Here is a 19,521-nt window from a genome sequence, read left to right as displayed (position 1 = left end):
ACCGCCGCCGGCATGGCCGGCGGCGGGAAGATCGTTCGGAAGAAGAAGGGGGGGGGGGCGCGGCTATTCGGCCGCCTCCCGGAACGTGCCCTCGTCGGGCTCCGAGGGATCGCCGTCGCCGGCATCCGGGCTCTCATCCACTTCTTGGTCGTCATCGGGCTCGTTCGACGACAGCCAGGCCGCCAGCTCGGCGGCATCGGGCGCGAACAGCGCGGACGGATGAACGAAACGCTCTTCCGCGAAATGGGCTACCAGGGCCGCCCGCGTATCTTTCACCCGCGGCCTCGGCAGCACCGGCGTGTCCTTGCAGGACGCCTCCAGCGCCTGCCGCGACAGGCACGAGAGGAAGTCCTCCGTACCCATGTTCGGCAGGAAGTTGTCGGCGCCGATGGCGTCGCCGGCGATCCGAGCGACGATGCCGCTCGCACTGCGGTTCTGACGCGCCGAGAGGACGTCGATCAGCGCGGATCGGGCCGCGACACGCAGCGTCTCCATGTCGTAGAGGAGCTTGCCATCGTCACCGACAAGGCGGGCGGCATGACGATCCATCCGGGCAAAGCCGTAGATATCGTCCGAAGCCCCCGACTGGATGGTGATGTTGCGGCCGGCAAGCCCGAGGACGAGCAGCGCCATCAGCGTGTCATCCCCGATCGGCGCGCGGGCGAGAGCCTCGTGCAGCGCGTCGGTGCGCAGATCGCCGATCATCTCGATCCCCTTGCGCGTCACCGGGGGCCGTGGCTTGGCGACTATGGCGTCGTCGCCATCATCCACCATCTTGTCCTTGGCCTTCTTGGCCTCCGGCATCCGGAAATGGACCGTCTGCACCTTGCCGTCGCGGTCGAGATACATGGCGGTGCGGTCGGACTTGCCCGGCTTGCCGTGAACGCGCTCGGCCTTCGGCGGCAGCGTCGGCTGGCCCCAGGTGTTCGCCTCGGTGACGATGCCCCTCTTCGGCAGGTTCGCGGTCATCCATTCCTGCTGCGCACCGAGGAAGGCGTCGACATCCGTGGTGTAGCGGCTGTCCTGATCGGCCGGGGCGAACAGATCCTCGACCCACTGGATGCCATAAGCCTGGACCAGGTCGTCGCCGAAGCTGGCGTCGCGCGCGTACATCCGCTTCTTGGAGAGACCATTGGCGACGCTCCACCAGGAGACCTGCGGATCGCCTTTCTTCGGCTTGTGCGCCTTCCAGATCTCGCGCTGCTCGTCGAGCGATGCCGCGGCGATCGTGCGCAGTTGCTGCTCGTTGGGCATGTCGCCCTTCGCCATATGGTCGAGCATGGCCGGCAGCACATTGGCCAGGAGCCGCAGCTTCTTGATCTGGCGCACCGGCAGCGCCAGCGCGACGGCGATCGCCTCCTCGGTCCAGCCGAGCGCGACGAGGCGCTCGATCGCCCGCCACTGGTCGACGGGATTCAGCGGCTCGAAGGCGATGTTCGTCACCATGGAGCGCATGGCCCCATTGTCGTTCGCCGCTTCGTCGACGAGCACGTCGATCTCGTCGAGACCGGCGGCGATGGCCTGCTTCACGCGGCGATGGCCGGCATTGATCACATAGCCGTTGCCGCCATCGGTTTCCGGGGTGATGACCGGTGGTTGCACGATGCCGACGGCCTTGATGGTCGCCAGCAGCAGCGCGTCGGCCTGCGGCGTGGACTTCGTCTGACGCAGGCGGTCGGGATTGTCCTTCAGCGCGCGCGGATCAACCTTCATGAGACGCATGGGAATGCTCCTTCGGGGGTTGCGGACCGGCCCCTGCCAGTCCTCTCTCGTCTCCTTTCCGAGACCCCTCCCGGCCCGCGGAGCGGTCAGGCCGGCACAATTGCGGCCGAGCAGCCCTGTCCGGCTGGACCAGCAGGGCCTTAAGGCCCTGCGCAGGACGACGGGCCGGGCTCGCGCAGGCAGCGATTGAGTAACGCACTGCCGGCCTGGCCAGTCTGCGAGGAGGTTTTTTCCACCTACAACTCTCTCCTTACTTTTATTCCCCTTGCGTCATGCTACCCTGGGTAGGATAGTGCCTCTGCGGGAGGAACAGGGAGACCCACGTCGGCCGCCATGACCAGCAAGGTCGACTTTGCATGGGAGGTGGACGCCCAACATGGCCCCCGTCAAGCTTTCAGCGACCACCCCGTGTTTCGTGAGGCCGGATTCGTAGAATCCGGTTGCAGTTCTAAAATCGCGAAAGTAGCATCTGGAGCAGATTACACGCCTATATTTGGGGGAAAATCATGGCGGTCGGCAGGAAACCCGCGTCTAACGGGCGAAGCTTTACTGAAGTTGCCTCGCCACGCACAACAACATTTCTTGAAACGGCGCCGATGCCGGCGAAACCCATTCCGGATATAGGACCCCTTCAAGAGCTACTTGGGTTCTGGGAGGCAAAGGGCACCGGCTGGAACATGATCGCCCTGCCGTTCGCAGGATCCGCGGCGCCTCCGGCGGGTTTCAAATTCCGCGTCATGATGAACCAATATGACGAGAAGCTCCGGTTCGATTTCGTCGACAATAATGTGCCCAATCGCGGTCTGCTGAGGCCAGGAAAGACCAATACCGATCAGCGCACGGCCACCGTCGACTACCAGCAGGTCATCACTCAGGTTGCGTCTGAAGATCGCCCAGACAGCGGCTTGGCCGGAGCTCCCGGTGATGGCATTCATCACGAGCCAGGGTTGTGGCTCTTCGATAAGGACAACAGCCTGCTATCGAAGACCGACCAATTCGATGGTGAAATTGCCACTGAAGTCGATATCAATATTGCTCGTCTGGCCTCAATCCCTCACGGAAATTCGGTCCTAGCATTGGGAAACTGGGCAGTTCAGGAGGGGATGCCTGCGATCCCGCGCCTGACCGGGTTGCCGATGGGACGGTTCCCCGACCCGACGGGGGCCGATCCATATCTGGACCCGTATAGGCACTACATCGCCAATCCCTTCATGGGCAATGTGACGGTCTCCGGCTTTCCGGGATTTAGCCCGATCGACATGAATGAAATTCTTCGCTTCGCCAATAAGGGCGTCAACATTACGAAGACGACGACCCTGACGGTCGATTCCACCATACGGAGCGGTGGGATATCGAGCGTCCCCTTCTCGAAGCGGGAGGCGGACCCCGTCAGCATGAAGTCAACATTCTGGATTCAGGAACTTGCCGAGAAGGATGAGCACGGACGACCGCGCCTCCGGCTGCAATACTCCCAGGTCGTCATGATGAACTTCTTTTCGCCTCGAGGCGATGGGTTGCCTGAGCGAGCCGCCTGGCCGCACATCAGCATCGCGACGCTGGAAAAGACGGGCGATCCAGTGGGACTTGTTGCGGTCTAGAATTGTCACGTGCAATTCGGCATGGCCAACCAGCTTCGCGTGGGTCGATTGAAGCGCAACCGCGAAACTCATTCCACGACATAAAGAATGCCCGCCTCCGGAGGCGGGCATTCCCCTTGAATGAAGGCAGCCTGCCCATCGAAGATGTCGAGCGCGGGCCCGACATGGCCGAGGACTCACGCCGCGTGCCCGAGGTCCATCGCCAAATCCTGCTCAATCGCCGCCAATTGTCGCCTCCTGTCCGCAACCTCGTTCGCGAAAGCGAAATCGCCGCCGTCCCGCGCCTGATAGGAAGCGAGCCGGCGGCGCGCATCCGCCAGACGCTGATGATAACGCTCGCGGTCCGCCTCGAAATCACCGAGCGCGTGTTCGAGGCGAGCGACCGCGCCGAGCGGCGTCACCGTCACGGGCAGCTCGATCTCATGGTCCGCTCCGGTCCGCATCAGCGTGGTGGCATATCGATAGCCGTCCCGGCCGAAGCGCTCGCCGGCATATTCGAGCTGGAAGCCGCCGATTTCGGCGATAACGGTCTCGCCCTCCTGCTGAAGCTGCACGAGGGTGAGGATCTCCTTCATCAGGGCACGGCCCGCCTCCTTACGCTCGACATATCGCTTGCCCGCGGCGCTCATGGCGAAAGCGTCGCCGGCGGTCGGGACAAGACGCTCGATGTCCTGGCCGATCTCCGCGATGCGGCGCGTCGAGAGCTCAATGTCGTGCTCGGCATCGCGGACCTGGCGGCGAACAGCGAACAGGTCGTCCCGATGCGCAGCGCGAAGCCGTTCGAGCCGGGCGATATCGGCCTCGAGGCCAGCTTTCTGCATAAGTCGCTGATCGCCGCTGGCGATCGCCTTGGCCATGGCGAACTGGTTGGCCTGGCCCTCGCCGAGATCCTCCAGCCTGCGGATCGATGTATCGCCGGAGAGCGCTGCGGAGATGAAGCGGGCCTTGCGCTCGTTGTTCTGCCACATGGTCGCATCGAGCGAACCTTCGGTCGCATAGGCGTAGATATCCACTTCGTCGTGCTGATTGCCCTGACGGACGATACGGCCTTCGCGCTGCTCGATTTGTGAGGGCAGCCAGGGCACGTCCAGGTGATGCAGCGCCTTCAGCCTGAGCTGCGCATTGACGCCGGTGCCCATCGTCTCTGAAGAGCCGATCAGAACGCGGACCCGGCCGGCGCGCACATCGGCGAACAGCCGCTGCTTCGCCTCGGACTTTTTATAGTCCTGCATGAAGGCGATTTCCGCCGCCGGCACGCCACGCCGAACGAGCTCGTCCTTGATCCAGCGATAGGCGGAGAAGCCCCTGGTCGCCTCGACGCTGATCGTGCCGAGGTCTGAGAAGATCATCTGCGCGGCGCCGGGGATGTCATAGGGCTTGCCGTCCGGCTGAAGGTAGGTGCGGCTCGCGGTCTCGCGCCAGATGCGCAGGACGTTCGAGATGAGGTTGTTGAGCTTGTTGTCGGGCTCATTGTCGTTGTCGGCATCGACGAGGCGAAGATCGATCGCCGCGTGACGTCCATCGGTGATGACGGAGAGCAGGATGTCGTCGCCCGGCTGCGGCGGACGCTCGCGTTCCTCGATCGCCTCGATGCGGGCGTCGAGCACGAGCTGATATCGCTTGAAGGCTGCGGTCGGCTTCGCCGTGACGATCTGCCGGCGCCCGGTTGAGATGAGTGGCACCTTGACGAACTGGCGCAGGTCCTCCGGCAGCACGACATCGGCGAAGGCGCGGAACATTGCGATAAGTTCCGGCACGTTGACGAAGCTGGCGAAGCGCGAGACCGGCTTGTACTTGCCCGATGGCTGAAGCTCGAGCTCCGTCGTCGTATCGCCGAAGGTCGAGGCCCAGGCATCGAATTCGTGCAGGCCACGCTGCATCAGGGCGGCATGGTCCATCAGCCGCTGCACCGAGAACATCTCGCCGAGCGTGTTCGTGATCGGCGTTCCCGAGGCCAGGACAAGCGACCTGCCGGGGTTCCTTGTCTCTACGAACCGGGATTTGACATAGAGGTCCCAGGCGCGCTGCGATCCGTTCGGATCGACACCCTTCAGCGTCGACATGTTGGTCGCGAAGGAGAGTTTGCGGAATTCCTGAGCCTCGTCGACGATGATCTGGTCGATACCGAGTTCGGCGATCGTCAGCAGATCATCCTTGCGCGTCGCGAGAGCCTCCAGCCTTTCCTGCAAGCCCTCCTTCAGGCGCTCGAGGCGTTTGCGGGAGACGCGATCGTCGCTCTCGACCTTGGTCAGCAGGGTCTCGAACAACGCGAGCTCGTCCTGGATCATCTGCTGTTCGAAGGCTGACGGGACGCCGATGAAGCGAAACGCGCTATGCGTGATGATGATCGCGTCCCAGGTCGCCGTCGCGGCACGCGACAGGAACCGGGCGCGCTTGTCCTTGGTGAAGTTGGTCTCATCCGCGACGAGGATGCGGGCCGAGGGATAGAGCGCGAGAAACTCCCGTGCGGCCTGGGCAAGGCAATGGCCGGGAACGACGAGCATCGCCTTGGCGATCAGCCCGAGCCGCCGCTGCTCCATGATCGCGGCGGCCATCGTCATGGTCTTGCCGGCGCCGACCGCGTAGGCAAGATAAGTCGAGCCTGCCGCGATGATGCGCCAGATACCCCGCTTCTGGTGCCCATAAAGAACAAAGGCGCCAGAGGCGCCCGGTAGTTTCAGATGATCGCCGTTGAAGCTTCGAGGCGCGACGTTGTTGAAGCGGTCGTTATAGACCCGCGCCAGGCGGTCGGTGCGGTCCGGATCGGACCAGACCCAGTTCTGAAACGCGGTCTTGATCTTGAACAGCTTCTCCTTCGCGGCTTCGGTGTCTACAACATTGAGAACCCGCCGCTCGCTGTCGCCGTCCCTTACGGTATCGAAAATCTGCGGGACGCGGCTGTTGAGTGCATCGGAAAGCAGTTCACCGGCATGGCGACGATCGGTGCCCCACTCAGACGTGCCGGCGGCTGACCAGCCGAGCTGGCGCGCATCCACCGTCCAGGAGGCGAGCTCCGGCATATGATGGATCTTGATGTCGGCCGCCATCACCTCTTTGACGAAGGCGGCCACATCGGTCGCCGGAATCCACGGCGCACCAAGGCGAGCGGTGATCTCCGACGGACCGAGGTCCGCGGGCTGGACGGCAACGAGTGCGCGGACGTTGCGTTCGAAGGTAGGGTCGAGGCTCGCCGCGGCCTCTGCCGCCACCAGTTTGTCGCGCACGGGACCCGACAGATAGGCATCGGCCATCTCCCATGATCCGTCGGCGGGGTTCCGGAAGATCGCGTCACCGAGTTCGGCGACGACGCGATCGATGTCTACGTGGAGAAGTTCGGCGATGTGCTCGAGATCGACGCGGCCGCGTTCGTTGAGCACGACAGCAAGAGCATCCGCCGCCGATGTGATGACCGGCGGCGCGGGCGGCGCGATCACGCGCTCGGTGAAGATGGGTCCGGGCTTCGCCGTGTCCGTGTCGAGATCATAGTTCTCGATCGAAGCGACCAGCCAGCAATCCGGATCGTCGAGGAAAGGCTGGAGATTCGGACGGCGATGGGTCTCGCGGACCTCGCCGGTCTCGTCGTCTTCGCTGATCGAGACGGTCGTGTGGTTGATCGGGCCAAAGTCGCGCACGAAGCTCGACCAGGCGATCCTGAGCCGAACCTGCGCATCCTTCCATAGCCGGTCCTGCTCCTGGCATTTGAGGACCTCGCGCACCGCGTCGCGGATCGGGATCAGCTTGCTGATGATGCGGACGTGCTTTTCCGGAATGCCGTCAGCGCTGCGCCCTTTCCGGACCTTCACCAGGACGGGTTCTCCGTCGATCAGTTGCTTCAGCCCCTGCGCCCTGTCGAAGAAGTAGCTGCCTTCGCGGACATGGCGACCGGACGGAAAATCGATGACGACGCTATCGTCGGCATTGGCGAGCTCGAAGCCGATCTCGGTCGGCTCGCCGTGGTAAATGTCTTCCGGAAGGAGAAGGATGGCGGCGGCGAGAGCCTTTTCGAGATCCTCGTCCGGTTGTGGCAGGCAGGTATAGGTTTCGCCGAAGGGTCCGGAAGTCAGGGCGTGCGTGCCGAGCACGAAATCCGGGTGCCGGACGAACCAGCGATTGACCCGGATCGCCCCCTCGTCGGCCGTCGCCGCGCGTACGTCGTCAATGTCGAGCCAGGTCTGGTCGCCTTTCGCCTCTCCGGGCTTCCGCTTTCTGAAGAACAGGACGTCGACCACGACGTCCGTGCCAGCCTCGGCGCGGAAGCTGCCTTTGGGCAGCCGGATCGCGGCGATCAGATCGGCGGATTTGGCGATGTGCTCGCGCGCGGTAACGTCTACCTTGTCCATCGTGCCGGAGCTGGTCACGAAGGCAGCAAAGGCGCCGGGTTTCAGAAGGTCGACCGAGCGTGCGATGAAGTAGTCGTGCAGCCGAAGGCCGAGGGAGCGGTAGGCGTGGTCCGAACGGACCGTCCGGTCCGAGAACGGCGGGTTTCCCACGACCAGGTCGAAGGCCGCCGGCAGCTCGGTCCGCGCGAAATCGCCAGTGACGATGCGGGCCCGCGGCTGCAACAGCCGGGCGATGCGGGCCGTGACGGGATCGAGCTCGACCCCGGTGACATGGGAGACGGCCCGCAGTGCTTCCGGCATCAATGCTGGAAAGAGGCCCGTGCCGATCCCCGGCTCGAGGATCCGCCCGCCGCGCCAGCCGAGGCGCTGGAGCCCGGACCAGATCGCCCGAATAATGAATTCCGGCGTGAAATGGGCGTATTGGGTGCAGCGCGCGAGCGAGGCATAGTCGGCCTCGGTGACAGCTCCCTCCAGCGCCGAGCCGATCTCGTCCCAGCCATCGCGGAAATCGATTTCGCCGGGCCGGCGGAAGACGCCGTTGGCGAGATCGCCGGCGCCGAAGCCGGTGAAGCGGATCAGCCGCTCCTGCTCGTCCCGTGTCGCCGGGCGCTCGGCCGCCTCGATTTCGGCGGCGAGCAGGATGGCGGCGATGTTGTCGCGCGCCCGGGCCTTCCAGCCCTTCGCCAGGGCGCGATTGCCGGTCAGCTCGAAATCCGCTCCGCGCTCGCGGCGCGCCGGCGCCGAAGAGCGCCCTGCCCCCGCGATCGGTATCGCGGGGGCAGGCGTCGAGGGATCGGGATCGTCGTCGTCCGGCGCGAAATCGCGGCCGAAAGCTGTCACGCCGAGGCCGAGGCCAGATGATAGGGCAGTGTTGCCGAAGAGGTCGAAGGTGAAGGGATCGTCTTGCGCCATCGTGATGTCTCCTGGGATGAGGGCGCGCGGCATCGGCCCGCCGGCGGATGTTCGGCAGGACCGATGGTCGCGAATGGTTGGGAAATCGGGCCGCGCCGGCCCGCGCTGTCAGCGACGGATCGCCGTGATCGACAGGCTGTCGTCGGTCATCGCGATCATGAGGTCCGTTGCCGCCGGGGAGGCTGCGATCAGCGTCACGAGCCTGAAGGCATCGAGAAACTCGATGCCGTCATCGCCCCCGAAATGCTGGCGCTTGTAGTGCCAAGAGTCGGGGTTGGTCTTGGGGTCGCATTCCTCGGCATAGACGACGAGCGGTCGCTGCCCCTCGGCGAGGATGCCATTGGACATGATGTAGACGCCCTCGTCGCCCACCAGCCAGAGGCCCGGCTTCTCGTCCTTGCCGGGAGAGAGGCCATAGTGCGGATTGCGGAAGCCGCCGTTCATGAACGCGTCGATGCGGCCGCGCAGGAGGACCGTGCGCACCGCCATCACGGAGAAGGTGAACATGGCGGCACCTACGCGGCGATCGCGTCGGGCAGGTAGCGCAGATGCACCGGCAGCTTCGCCGAGATCTCCACGTCGGTCAGCTGGTCGAGCAATCGGAAGTGCCGTTTGTCCCACGACGCACACATCATGACGATGCGCTGGCCGCGCTGTTCCGGCGGGAAGCGCCAGTCGGCATAGCCACGATAATCGTCATGGGTGCTCGACCAGATATGCTCGAGCCGCTCCGCGCGCGTCATCGCCTTGATCGGCCGCGACTCGCGTTCGACGATCGCGTCCCGCATCCGCTCCGGCTCGCCGCGCAGGGCCAGGTCGCAATAGCCGTGGAAGCACCGTAGATCGTCGTCGATCTTCAAGGAGAAGAAGACGCTCGTGATGCTGTCGGTGAGGAATTCGCGCATCGCGAACATGCCCGGACGCATCCAGAGCGGCGGCAGGACGTCGAACATATAGTCGTGCTCGACATGGCCGATCTCAAACCACTCGCCTCTGAACAGGGCGCTGTCGTCGGCCTGCCAGGGGTTCGGGCGCTGGGCATGCCGGTCGAACATGCGGAACATGGTCCTGCGGTCGGCGACACCCTGGTAGATCTTGCGAATCGGAGAGGAGGGGATCATGGCGGGCTCCTTTCAGCCTCGTCGGGCTGGAGCGCGGCTCACCCCTCAAGGTCGCCATCACCTTCAGCCCTTCTGACCCCTCCCCCGCGGCCGCCTCTCCGTCCGGCCGGGTCAAGGGCCGGCGCAGCCGGGCGAAGCTTCACCCTTGAGGCGGCTGGCGGGCATGCGGCAACCGGTTCCTGTCCTCTCCTTTTCCTCTCTCCCTCTCTTTCACCTCAGCCTCAGCCGCTGCCTCAGCGCGCGCGCTGGAGAACGGCCCTCAACTCGTCGTTCCAATCCTCGCTGTTCGGGCGCAGCCGGTCATAGGCGGCGCCGGTCTCCACTGCGATCGCGCGGATCCGATCACCGAAGACGTCGCCCTGCAGGTTGCTGTCGGTTGCTGCGACGAGCTGCATGCCCGGCCGGGCCGCGCGAGCGCGGATCGCCGCCTCGGTCGCCGGCGACCAGCCGCCGCCCGTGCTGACATAGGCGGTGCCATGGCGCAGGCCTTCGATCGCAGCAAGGCTCATCGCGTCGATCGCCGCTTCCATGACGCAGACGCGGCCGGGCCGCGGCGCGCCGAAGCGGAAGAGCAGCTTGGTACCACCGCTCGAGAAGCCGCGCCATTCCGGGCCGCGCTCCTCCCAGCCGACGACAATGCCCGCCTCGTCCGTGTGCGCGGCCCACATGCTGCTATAGGGTCCTTCCCGCAGCCGGTCCTGGTCGACCGTCTCCTGGATGATGTGGTCGGGAATGGCGCGGGCATCGGCGAGATAGCGCCAGGCAGGCGAGCCGGGCCGTAGCTTCAGACGCCGGTCCCAACGGCCCGCGAATGTTCCTGCCGGCCGATCGCGCGCAGGGCGTTTCCAGACCGGGAGCGTCGGCCTGAATCCGACAAGCTCGGCCACGCGCTTGAGCGCGTCCGCGAACCCGTCGGCGCCGAGATGCTCGGCGAGCGAGAACACGTCGCCCTTGGCCTCCGACAGGGGATCGAACCACCCGCGCCCGTCATGGATCACGATGACGATTTCCCCGTCCCCGCGACGGTACTTCACCGCCTTGCGGGTGCTCTCCTTCAGGTCGACCTTGAATCCGGCCCGTTCCAGGACGGCCGCGCAGGGCACCTTCCCCCGCAGCTCGTCGACATCCTTCTTCTCCATGACGCTCTATGCCGAACCCGCCGCACCGGCGTTGTCCAGCCCTTTCTTCGGTTTGGCTTCGCTTATCCCCGCACTCCGGGGATAGGGCCTCCCGGCCGCGAAGCCGGCCGGGCGCAAAGGGCGTGCCGGCAAACTGTCGGATTTGTGGGGTCAGGAGCGCGGCGAAGCCTCCCTTGCGCCCGGCTGGGCGCAAGCGGCAGGCCGGCCACCCCTACCCGGCTCAACGAGCCGGGCTCCAGGGATCGAACTCGTGGATGAGTTCGAGGTCGTCGGAGTCGTCGGTGTCCGCCGTCGGCATGACGCCGTATTCGCCGCTCGTCCGGAAGAGCGTGACCGGCACCATGAGGGTGCGCGCCAGGTTCCAGGCGTGGTTCTGGGCGAGGTCGAGGTTGTGCGACATTTTCGGCTCCTGTCTTCGGGAGCGGGACCGTCCCGCTCGACAGGCGACCGGAGTGTCCGGGAACGGCCGCGATCACCGCGCAGGGCAGGGCCCAAGCGGCCGCAGCTTGCTAGCGGACCCCCTGTGGGTTGATCGTGTCAGGCCTGGGCCTGGACCAAAGGTGAGCCCCATTCGAGAGCGGGCAGTTCCCCTTCCGCCGATATGAGCCGCAGCCACATTCCGACTTCGCCGGGTCACACCTATGCCTCCACACCCGCCTTGCCGCTCCCTCCTCCGGTCGAGACCTCCAGCACCATCGCGACGGCGAGCGCTGACGAAGGCGACCTGAGGCAACTCGTCGGTATCGCGCAAACGAACGGGCCGGTACTTGGTGCATGGGTCGCAGGGTGTACCTTTTGAGCCAAAGGCAGATTGTGGCAGAAGCTGTGCTATAGGATCGGCAGGGAGAGCGAGAAACTTGGTGCCCGAGTCCTACCGCGAGGCCGCTTTGCGGCATTACGACGATGCCCACCGGTTGGCTGAAAGCGGGCACCTTGACGGTGCAGGCTACCTTGTCGGCTACGCTGTGGAGTGCGCAATTAAATCAGCGATCGAGGCAACGCGGCCTGCTGCTGAAGCTCCTCATTTGCATCTGCCCCACTTACTGGAGCGTGCGAAGAAAGCGCTACAGGGCCGACGTAAGCATCCCCTGTTTACGGTCATCGAGAAACAGGGCTTCATGGCCGGGTGGGCGGTTGAGGCGCGCTACGCAGCGAACGGGGAAACCGACACGGATAGCTACGAGCGATGGCGGACTGATGCCACGCGAACGCTTGGTGCAGCCGATTTGAGACGCAGACCAAAATGACCCACTATGACGAAGCTCTTCCAAAATTCGCAGCTCTCGTCCAAGAACTACTTGGTCCAGAGGAGATGCTCGAGCACGTCTTTCTTCGCGATGCGTACGGGAAGCTCACTTTCATCATACTAAAGTCCCTTGACGCTACTATCATCTCTCGACTGCGTGAGCAGGCGGCTGAACTGTCGCCATGGGTGGACGCTGAAAATCCAGTCGCCGATCCTGGCGATCTATTCGACGCAACTTTGAGCGATCCTGAAGCTGGATATCTTGAGTGGGTGGACAGCCCGGGCACCTACTATGGCTTCGTACGGGTAATTGAGCGTCGAATTGTCGGACAGGACTGGCTAAGGCCGCCTCAAGAACCTATAGTCGAAGCCCCCCCTGTTGTCGTCTTCGCCAGCCATAAAGGAGGCGTTGGACGCTCGACAGCTCTCGCAGTCTCAGCTGCCGCTCTTTCGCGGGCTGGATTCAACATCCTTGTTATCGACCTGGACCTTGAGGCTCCTGGCTTAGGCGAGATGCTACTGAAAGAACCTCCTCGTTTTGGAACGCTGGACTTCTTCATTGAGTCTGGTGTCTCAGAGATAGAGGATAGCTTCTTCGATGACCTTGTCGTGCCAAGCCAGCTCGCAGATCTCGGACTGGTGCATGTCGCGCCAGCCGTTGGGAGTGAGGGCAATGCCAGCCCTCAGAACATCCTTGGCAAGATTGCACGCGCCTACGTGGAGAAGAGCGATGTTAACGGCACCGTTATCTCCTTCCTCGATAGAACTCGTGAGCTTGTCAGGCGCCTATGCGAACGCAATCGCTATGATGCCGTCTTTATAGACGCGAGGGCAGGTCTTAACGAAGCAACAGCCGGAGCTATCCTGGGCCTTGGCGCCGAGATTTTATTGTTTGGCGTAGATACTCCTCAGACATTCGCGGGGTACCGATATTTCCTCGCTCACCTTCAGCGCTTCCGGCCAGAAGCTTCAGGTGACAATGATTGGCGATACCGCCTACGCATGGTTCAAGCCAAGGCCCAGGCCGATCCGAAGACGCAGGCGAACTTCCGAACAAACACCTACGAAATGTTTTCAGACACGATCTATGACGCCGAAGAAGGTATCGAGGAGGAGGCGTTCAATTTCGATTACGAAGACGTATCAGCGCCGCACTACGCATGGCCGATACTCGGAGACTCGAATTACGCAGAGTTCGACCCGATTGCCAAGGTCGATCAGTTTTCATCCCATATGTATGATAGGACGTTTGGGCCTTTCATCGAGGCGCTACGCACAAAGATCGGATTGAAAGCGTGAGACGTTCGAAGGCCACCCCAGGCGACCTCCAAGTCCTGCGCGACGCCCTGCGGAGTCTAGAGCCTGGCGCAGCCCACCAAGCTCAAAACCCGCCAAACCCCGCGACAATCTTCGCTCCGATGCTGCATGCGAACGCGCTGGATCCACAGCGATCTTTGGTCATCGGCAACCGGGGAGTAGGGAAAAGCTTCTGGTCCTCCGTGCTAACACACCATGAAACGCGCGAAGCTGTTGCCCCCAGTTACCCGCGCCTTCCTTTAATGCGGATCCAGGCTGTTTTAGGCTTCCATGAGGATGCCGGAAAGGACGATGGGCCGGCGCCTTCTCCCGCTGTTTTGTCAGCCTTGCACAAAGACGGTCACGACCCGGAGGCTATCTGGCGCGCCGTTCTGCTCAAGGGGCTTGGAGGCACAATCGGTGACGCTTTGCCAACGAGCTTGAAGGATATCATCGCATGGAGCAATGCGGACGTGGAGCGCTGCGAGCATGCACTTCGGCGTGCTGACAAATATTATCTTGATAGAAGGGAGACCTTCCTCATTGTATTTGATGCGCTAGACCGACTCGGTCGCAATTGGGACATTATAACTCCGCTTACTCAAGGCGTTCTTCGACTCGCTCTCGACATGCGTGGGTTTAAGGCGATGAAAGCGAAAGTTTTCATGCGCACAGATCAGTCTAAAGACGATACTCTTTTTCGCTTCGCAGACGCCTCGAAACTCCGATCCGATGCGGTTGCTCTCGTATGGCGCAGGGAGGAACTATTTGGTCTCCTATACAAGTATCTCTCCAGCAACCAGTCGTCCAAGGAGTCGTTGCTGCGCCTCATGGGTGAGGACGAAAGCGCTGAGGAGACGCTCGAAGGCCTCCTTAGCAATGAAGCCCTGCAAGAGGAACTCTTCCACAGACTTGCTGGGGATTACATGGGAGCGGGACCCAAGCGAGGTCGTCCTTATAACTGGCTTTACAGCCATTTGGCCGACACTTTTGGGGAGACCAGTCCTCGCAGCTTTATTACGGCGATACAACGGTCCGCCGAGTATCGGCCACCGCCGCGGAGTTCGGTAATCGACCATGTTGGCATTCGCACCGGGGTGCAGAACGCCTCGTCCGTCAGGGTTCAGCAGCTGAAAGAAGACTATGAGTGGATTGAGGAAGTTTTGAATGCTCTGGATGGCCTTGAAGTTCCATGCGAACCAACCACGTTCATTAAACGCTGGAGGGATCGCAAGACTGTTCAAGGCATTACAGCCGATGCACAAGCTCAATCGCGACTTCTGCCGCTTGAAATACTTGATAGTCGTGGAAATCCCGAGGAAGCCCTTTTGCAGGCCATGACAAATATCGGGGTCGTCGAATTTAGGACAGAGAACCGCATCAACGTCCCCGACATATTCCGGGTTGCTGCAGGCATCAAACGGCGTGGTGGTGTTCGTCCGCCCTCAGCGCGCCGGCGCTAAGGTCATGGAGGGCGGTCTCTCTTCCGGCCACCTTCGGTAGCGATATTCAGAAAGCTGCTGCCGCTCTCGCGGCCTGGTCGCTTACCTGATCCAGGGACGACCGCGTGGCGCGGGTTCCATGATCCAGCTTACTCGGTTCGGCGGTTTGAGGTCTTCACGGGGGCGGGGCGCCGTCCGGACTGGTCTGCCGACGACAAGGTGTGAGAAAGCACCGAAGCGAGACCCCACCTCAGATCGGCGCAATGCGTTGATTTGGTGTAAGTATCGCATTTCGATGGAGGTCCCGATCGGCGCCGGCCGGGACCCCAGAAATCAGGAAATTTGATAAATTGAATCAGTAGGTTGACATTCATTGTCCCTGGATCTCGTTTCGGCGCTTATTTACAGATCCCCTCCCCACCGGCGAGCATTACCCAGGATTACGTCCCCTCCGGTTGCACGGTAAGGGCCTGGCAGGCTGGATTTCGCTCGCCTGCTTCTTAAATTAGCGCCGGCGACGCGGTGGCTGGAGAACCCGATGGGACGAGCAGTGAATGTGTTTGCTGACACCAACTACTTCATGCACTTCAAAGACCCAGCCGAGTGCGACTGGAAAACGCTGTTGGGGACCGACGTCAAGGAAGTCCGAATCATCGTAGGCAAGCAGGTTCAAAAGGAACTCGAGCTCAAAAAGTATGAGTCCAAAGGACGACGGCAGGAGCGTGCGAAAAAGTTCTCCGCGCTGCTCGCAGACGCCGCACTGAACGGCGCTCCCTTTGAACACCGAGCCGCCGGACCACGTGTGGTTCTCCAATATGTACAGCGGGCCCCGGGTTTCGTAGCGCCGTCTGACCTGGAGGACCGAAGCCAGGACGACCAAGTCATCGCGGACATGCTTTCCTTCAACAGCCAGAACGTCGGCAACGAAGCGATCCTGCTGACCAATGACCCGGGATCTATCGCACGGGCCATCCATTTCGGTGTGAAGGTCGCGCGCGTTCCCGAAGACTGGATGCTGAAGCCCGAAGCCGATGAGCGCCAGAAGGAGCTGCAACAACTGAAGGCTGAGCTCGCCGAAGCGCGGCGCAAAGGACCGAAGCTTGGTCTCAAGCTATTTCAAGCCGACGCAGAAGTGCCTGCGATCCGCGCCAGAACGTGGTGGATGCCGCATCTGACGAGCGCGCAAAAAACGGTCGTTCTCACCGAAGTGGATCAGCGGTGGCCGCTTGAGGAGAACCTGCTGGCATTGCCGTCCCAACCACCCAATGGAGGCGGACAGTGGGTCGCGCCAAGCGTCGAGGATATATCTCGCTACCGTAAGCAGCACAGCGCCTGGCGCGCATCCGTGAATGAGCTTCTGGATCAGGCCGTGGACGCCGCCCGAAAGCGCGCTGTGTTTTTCCAGTTCGAGGTCGACCTGGTCAATACGGGCGTCGAGCCCGCCGACCACGTGCGCGTGATTTTTGAGCTTTCCGGCCCCTTCAAGTTTGCCGTCCGGCCGCCGAAGAAGCCCGGTCAGGATCAACCGATTGAGCTTCCTGGTCCGGACATGCCACCGCCGACTTTGAAGAAACTTTCGACACCGCCCTCTCCGCCGCAACCGACCATAGTTGCGCCCGCGCAGCCCGAACGAGTGAGCATTCGTAGCTTGTCGGCCGCGGCGGCCGCAGGCAATCGGACCACATTCGACAAGATGACCGAATCTTTGATGCGGCAACCTCGCGGTGTGACCGAATTCCACAGCGTGATGGATAGGCTGGCCGGACGGGATGCGCTGCTTTCGCCAAGGCCTGGATCCGCGGCGGCCTTGGTGCAAGCCACCAGTGCCCGATTGCTAAATCAGATCGAGATGCCGAAGCTTCTCGACCCCCTCGATTTTCAACGCGATCCTCAGGGTTTCTACTGGATGACCCCGCTCGACAAGCGCCACGGCGCAACCCGCTGGGAGCGAGATTGCGATCGCTTCATGCACGGTGGCGAGCCGCGGACTTTCGAGCTGATCATTTTTGCGACCGTCTCATCAGCGGAGCCCCTCGCTGGCCAGCTTCACGTCACGGTGACGGCGAAAAATCAACGGGAAACCCTGCGGCAGGCCTTCGACATCCACGTGGAGGTCGACGAAGTCGATCGGGCGGATCACGTTCGGTCCGCTCTGCCGAAGTGATCGAGGCACCTACCGCACGACATGCAAAAGGGCCCCGAAGGGCCCCTCCGCTTACCGCTGACTTTCCTTCTTGGGCACCAGCACCAGATTGCCCGAGACCGCGATGCCGGGCGGGATCTGGACGTTGAAGCCGTCCCCGCGCGCCGTGGGCCAGGCGCCACTGGTCGAGGCGTTCTGCCCGCGGAGTAGCCTGATCCTCGACCCTTTCTGCGGCTCGGGATCGAGCTTGGTCGCTGCCCGCCAGCTGGACCGGCCTGCGCTCGGCATCGAGCTCGACCGACGATACGTCGAAACTGCCACCCGACGGCTGATATCGGCAGGATGGCCGCGCAGGTCCAGACCGTGCTGGCCGCCGATCCGTTCTCGGGCGCGCTGTTCGTGTTCCGGGGCAAGCGCGGCGATATGGTGAAGATTCTGGCCTGGGACGGCAGTGGGCTGTGCCTGTTCGCCAAGCGCCTGGAGCAGGGAAAGTTCGTCTGGCCGCCGATCGTGGCGGGCCGGCTTCAGCTGACGCCGGCTCAGTTGGCCTTGCTCATCGAGGGCATCGATTGGCGCCGGACGGTTGCGCCGACGCCGGCCACGCCCCCGGAGACTGTCTAATAAACTCCTGATTCCAATGATCTATTCTCGCTTTTGAGCCATGATCCTGCTACTTTTGAGCCATGATCCTGCTATAAGCTGGCATGTCTGTCGCCACTGTGGAACTGCCGTCGGATCCGGACGCGCTGCGTGCGTTCGCGGCGGCTTTGCAGGCCGAGCTTTACGCCAAGACGCTGCATATCGAGAAGCTGAAAGCCCAGTTGGCGGCCCTGCGGCGCGCGCGCTTCGGCCAGTCGTCGGAGAAGCTCGATCGCCAGATCGATCTGCTCGAACTGATCATCGGCGACCTGGAGGAGGCCGAGGCCGCCGGCGAAGCCCGCCGGGCTGCGACCGCGGCGGCGCCGGGAGCGATGCCGGTGCCGGCCAGTTCCCAGCGGGTGGGCAACCGCCGGCCGCTGCCCGATCACCTGCTGCGCGAGATCGTCACCCATGCCGGGGCCTGTGCCTGTCCGGCCTGCGGTTCGCAGCGGCTGCGCAAGATCGGCGACGATGAACGCGAGGTGCTGGAATACGTGCCGTCGCACTTCAAGGTCATCGTGCATGTGCGGCCGAAGCTGAGCTGCCGGGACTGCGAGACCATCACCCAGCCGGCGATGGCCAGCCTGCCGATTGAGCGCGGCCGGCCCGGCCAGGGGCTGCTCGCCCATGTGCTGGTCGCCAAATATTGCGACCACCTGCCTTTGAACCGGCAATCCGGCATCTATGCCCGCGAGGGCGTCGATCTGGATCGCTCGACCCTGGCCGATTGGGTCGGACGGGCGGCCTGGCTGGTGGCGCCGGTGGCCGAGCGCATCGGCGACTATGTGCGCGCCAGCCCGGCCGTCCATGCCGACGACACGCCGATCCCGGTTCAGGATCCCGGCCGCGGGCGCACCAGAAGCGGCCGGCTATGGGTCGTCGTGCGCGACGAAGGCCCCTGGGGCTCGCCCAATCCGCCGGCGGCCTTCTATCGCTACGCGCCCGACCGCAAGGGCGAGTACGCCCAAGTCCTGCTGGCGCCGGTCCGCGGCTTCCTGCACGCCGACGCTTATGCCGGCTTCGACAAGCTCTACGAACCGGACCCCGTCACCGGCCGCCCGCGCCTGGAGCCGGCCGCTTGCTGGGCCCATGCCAGGCGTGAACTGTTCGACGAGCACGCCAGGACCAAATCGCCGATCGTGCGCCGGGCACTGGACAAGATCGGCGCGATCTTCGCCATCGAGCGCCAGATCAACGGCCACAGCGCCGAAGCGCGCCTGGCTGCGCGCCAGGCTCAAAGTATGCCGCTGCTGGCCGACCTCAAGGAGGACCTGGAAACCAGCCTGGGCAGGATCAGCCGCAAGGGTGATCTCGCCAAGGCCATCCGCTACAGCCTCAATCGCTGGCAGGCGCTCTGCCGCTTCACCGAAGACGGCCGTCTGGAAATGACCAACAATGCCGCCGAGCGGGCGATCCGTCCGCTGACCCTCGGCCGGCGCAACTGGACCTTCCTCGGTTCGGACGCCGGCGGCGAGCGTGCCGCGGTCTTCTATACCCTGATCCAGACCTGCAAGCTGAACCGCATCAACCCGGAGGCCTATCTCGCCGACCTGATCGGCCGCGTCGCAGGCCATCCGGCCAGCCGCATCGATGAACTCCTCCCCTGGAACTGGCGCGGCCGATCCGATCCCATCGTGGCGGCCTGACCGTGGCCGCGGTCACCCGGGTCTATACCCTGTCGCTTGCAGCCGAAATGCTCAGTGAGGACGCCGAGCTGCTGTGGGAAGTGTACATCGACATGGAACCAGAGGATGGTTGTCTCTGGGTCCATGGGCCCAACGAGCAGCAGGTTCCTGCCTTCACAGACTTCGGCCTCGAAAGCTTGGCCGACTTCATCCGCGCGCACAAAGCCTATCGGACCACAAGCCAAAATGATCCCCGGCAAGAACCAGGGTCATAACCGGGCGCTTACTATGGATGGTG

15 protein-coding genes are annotated in these 19,521 nt (G+C 63.2%); 9 read left to right on the top strand and 6 right to left on the bottom strand.

Going from position 1 to position 19,521, the window contains the following annotated elements; genetic code table 11:
- Positions 1-63 precede the first annotated feature (63 nt).
- Entirely contained in the window at positions 64-1,722 is a 1,659-nt protein-coding gene (locus tag OZ671_RS26065; RefSeq protein ID WP_268863417.1) for a ParB N-terminal domain-containing protein, read from the bottom strand.
- A gap of 506 nt (positions 1,723-2,228) precedes the next feature.
- On the opposite strand from OZ671_RS26065, the gene OZ671_RS26060 reads away from it, so the two are divergent.
- Complete coding sequence (locus OZ671_RS26060) at positions 2,229-3,320, top strand: heme-binding protein (protein ID WP_268863416.1); 1,092 nt, start codon at positions 2,229-2,231, stop codon at positions 3,318-3,320.
- 176 nt (positions 3,321-3,496) lie between these two features.
- Here the strand turns inward: OZ671_RS26060 and OZ671_RS26055 are convergent, their stop codons facing one another.
- The 5 genes from OZ671_RS26055 to OZ671_RS26035 all read right to left on the bottom strand — a co-directional run bounded on the left by OZ671_RS26055 (position 3,497) and on the right by OZ671_RS26035 (position 11,232).
- A complete protein-coding gene (locus tag OZ671_RS26055; protein WP_268863446.1) occupies positions 3,497-8,572 on the bottom strand; it encodes an Eco57I restriction-modification methylase domain-containing protein in 5,076 nt (1,691 codons plus the stop codon).
- Between the two features lie 108 nt (positions 8,573-8,680).
- Entirely contained in the window at positions 8,681-9,079 is a 399-nt protein-coding gene (locus OZ671_RS26050) for a DUF3085 domain-containing protein (protein WP_268863415.1), read from the bottom strand.
- 8 nt (positions 9,080-9,087) lie between these two features.
- Positions 9,088-9,690 (bottom strand): DUF1419 domain-containing protein, encoded by a 603-nt coding sequence (locus OZ671_RS26045; protein ID WP_268863445.1) that lies wholly within the window; start codon positions 9,688-9,690, stop codon positions 9,088-9,090.
- A gap of 236 nt (positions 9,691-9,926) precedes the next feature.
- Entirely contained in the window at positions 9,927-10,832 is a 906-nt protein-coding gene (locus OZ671_RS26040) for a DUF3991 and TOPRIM domain-containing protein (RefSeq protein WP_268863414.1), read from the bottom strand.
- A gap of 220 nt (positions 10,833-11,052) precedes the next feature.
- Positions 11,053-11,232, bottom strand: a complete 180-nt coding sequence (locus OZ671_RS26035; RefSeq protein ID WP_268863413.1) for a hypothetical protein — start codon at positions 11,230-11,232, stop codon at positions 11,053-11,055.
- 460 nt (positions 11,233-11,692) lie between these two features.
- On the opposite strand from OZ671_RS26035, the gene OZ671_RS26030 reads away from it, so the two are divergent.
- The 8 genes from OZ671_RS26030 (at position 11,693) to OZ671_RS25995 (ending at position 19,498) form a co-directional block, all read left to right on the top strand.
- Entirely contained in the window at positions 11,693-12,079 is a 387-nt protein-coding gene (locus tag OZ671_RS26030) for a HEPN domain-containing protein (protein ID WP_268863412.1), read from the top strand.
- The gene (locus OZ671_RS26025; RefSeq protein WP_268863411.1) at positions 12,076-13,377 is read left to right on the top strand and encodes a ParA family protein; all 1,302 of its coding nucleotides are present in this window, start codon (positions 12,076-12,078) and stop codon (positions 13,375-13,377) included. Before OZ671_RS26030 ends, OZ671_RS26025 begins: the two co-directional genes overlap by 4 nt.
- 119 nt (positions 13,378-13,496) lie before the next feature.
- The gene (locus OZ671_RS26020; protein ID WP_268863410.1) at positions 13,497-14,837 is read left to right on the top strand and encodes a hypothetical protein; all 1,341 of its coding nucleotides are present in this window, start codon (positions 13,497-13,499) and stop codon (positions 14,835-14,837) included.
- Between the two features lie 517 nt (positions 14,838-15,354).
- Positions 15,355-16,980: a PIN domain-containing protein gene (locus tag OZ671_RS26015; RefSeq protein ID WP_268863409.1), complete on the top strand. Its 1,626-nt coding sequence runs from the start codon at positions 15,355-15,357 to the stop codon at positions 16,978-16,980.
- 103 nt (positions 16,981-17,083) lie between these two features.
- On the top strand, positions 17,084-17,389 hold the full coding sequence (locus OZ671_RS26010) for a DNA methyltransferase (protein ID WP_268863444.1): 306 nt from the start codon (positions 17,084-17,086) through the stop codon (positions 17,387-17,389).
- A complete protein-coding gene (gene tnpB / locus OZ671_RS26005) occupies positions 17,302-17,580 on the top strand; it encodes an IS66 family insertion sequence element accessory protein TnpB (RefSeq protein ID WP_268863408.1) in 279 nt (92 codons plus the stop codon). The genes OZ671_RS26010 and tnpB overlap by 88 nt, the downstream gene beginning before the upstream one ends.
- An 83-nt stretch (positions 17,581-17,663) precedes the next feature.
- Positions 17,664-19,244, top strand: coding sequence for an IS66 family transposase (gene tnpC / locus OZ671_RS26000; RefSeq protein WP_268863407.1), 1,581 nt, complete (start codon positions 17,664-17,666; stop codon positions 19,242-19,244).
- Between the two features lie 2 nt (positions 19,245-19,246).
- On the top strand, positions 19,247-19,498 hold the full coding sequence (locus OZ671_RS25995) for a hypothetical protein (protein ID WP_268863406.1): 252 nt from the start codon (positions 19,247-19,249) through the stop codon (positions 19,496-19,498).
- Positions 19,499-19,521: the final 23 nt, after the last annotated feature.

Source organism: Phreatobacter sp. AB_2022a (assembly GCF_026847585.1).
In the GTDB taxonomy this organism is placed as follows: domain Bacteria; phylum Pseudomonadota; class Alphaproteobacteria; order Rhizobiales; family Phreatobacteraceae; genus Phreatobacter.
This window is presented reverse-complemented; position numbering and strand designations above follow the sequence as displayed.

Bases quoted from the DNA above. Each gene is read 5' to 3' on its own strand.
- OZ671_RS26010 (WP_268863444.1), top strand. From the start codon at position 17,084: ATGCCGGGCGGGATCTGGACGTTGAAGCCGTCCCCGCGCGCCGTGGGC.
- tnpB (WP_268863408.1), top strand. From the start codon at position 17,302: ATGGCCGCGCAGGTCCAGACCGTGCTGGCCGCCGATCCGTTCTCGGGC.
- OZ671_RS26060 (WP_268863416.1), top strand. From the start codon at position 2,229: ATGGCGGTCGGCAGGAAACCCGCGTCTAACGGGCGAAGCTTTACTGAA.
- OZ671_RS26055 (WP_268863446.1), bottom strand. From the start codon at position 8,572: ATGGCGCAAGACGATCCCTTCACCTTCGACCTCTTCGGCAACACTGCC.
- OZ671_RS26065 (WP_268863417.1), bottom strand. From the start codon at position 1,722: ATGCGTCTCATGAAGGTTGATCCGCGCGCGCTGAAGGACAATCCCGAC.
- OZ671_RS26015 (WP_268863409.1), top strand. From the start codon at position 15,355: ATGGGACGAGCAGTGAATGTGTTTGCTGACACCAACTACTTCATGCAC.
- OZ671_RS26020 (WP_268863410.1), top strand. From the start codon at position 13,497: ATGCTGCATGCGAACGCGCTGGATCCACAGCGATCTTTGGTCATCGGC.
- OZ671_RS26035 (WP_268863413.1), bottom strand. From the start codon at position 11,232: ATGTCGCACAACCTCGACCTCGCCCAGAACCACGCCTGGAACCTGGCG.
- OZ671_RS26040 (WP_268863414.1), bottom strand. From the start codon at position 10,832: ATGGAGAAGAAGGATGTCGACGAGCTGCGGGGGAAGGTGCCCTGCGCG.
- OZ671_RS26050 (WP_268863415.1), bottom strand. From the start codon at position 9,079: ATGTTCACCTTCTCCGTGATGGCGGTGCGCACGGTCCTCCTGCGCGGC.
- tnpC (WP_268863407.1), top strand. From the start codon at position 17,664: ATGTCTGTCGCCACTGTGGAACTGCCGTCGGATCCGGACGCGCTGCGT.
- OZ671_RS26025 (WP_268863411.1), top strand. From the start codon at position 12,076: ATGACCCACTATGACGAAGCTCTTCCAAAATTCGCAGCTCTCGTCCAA.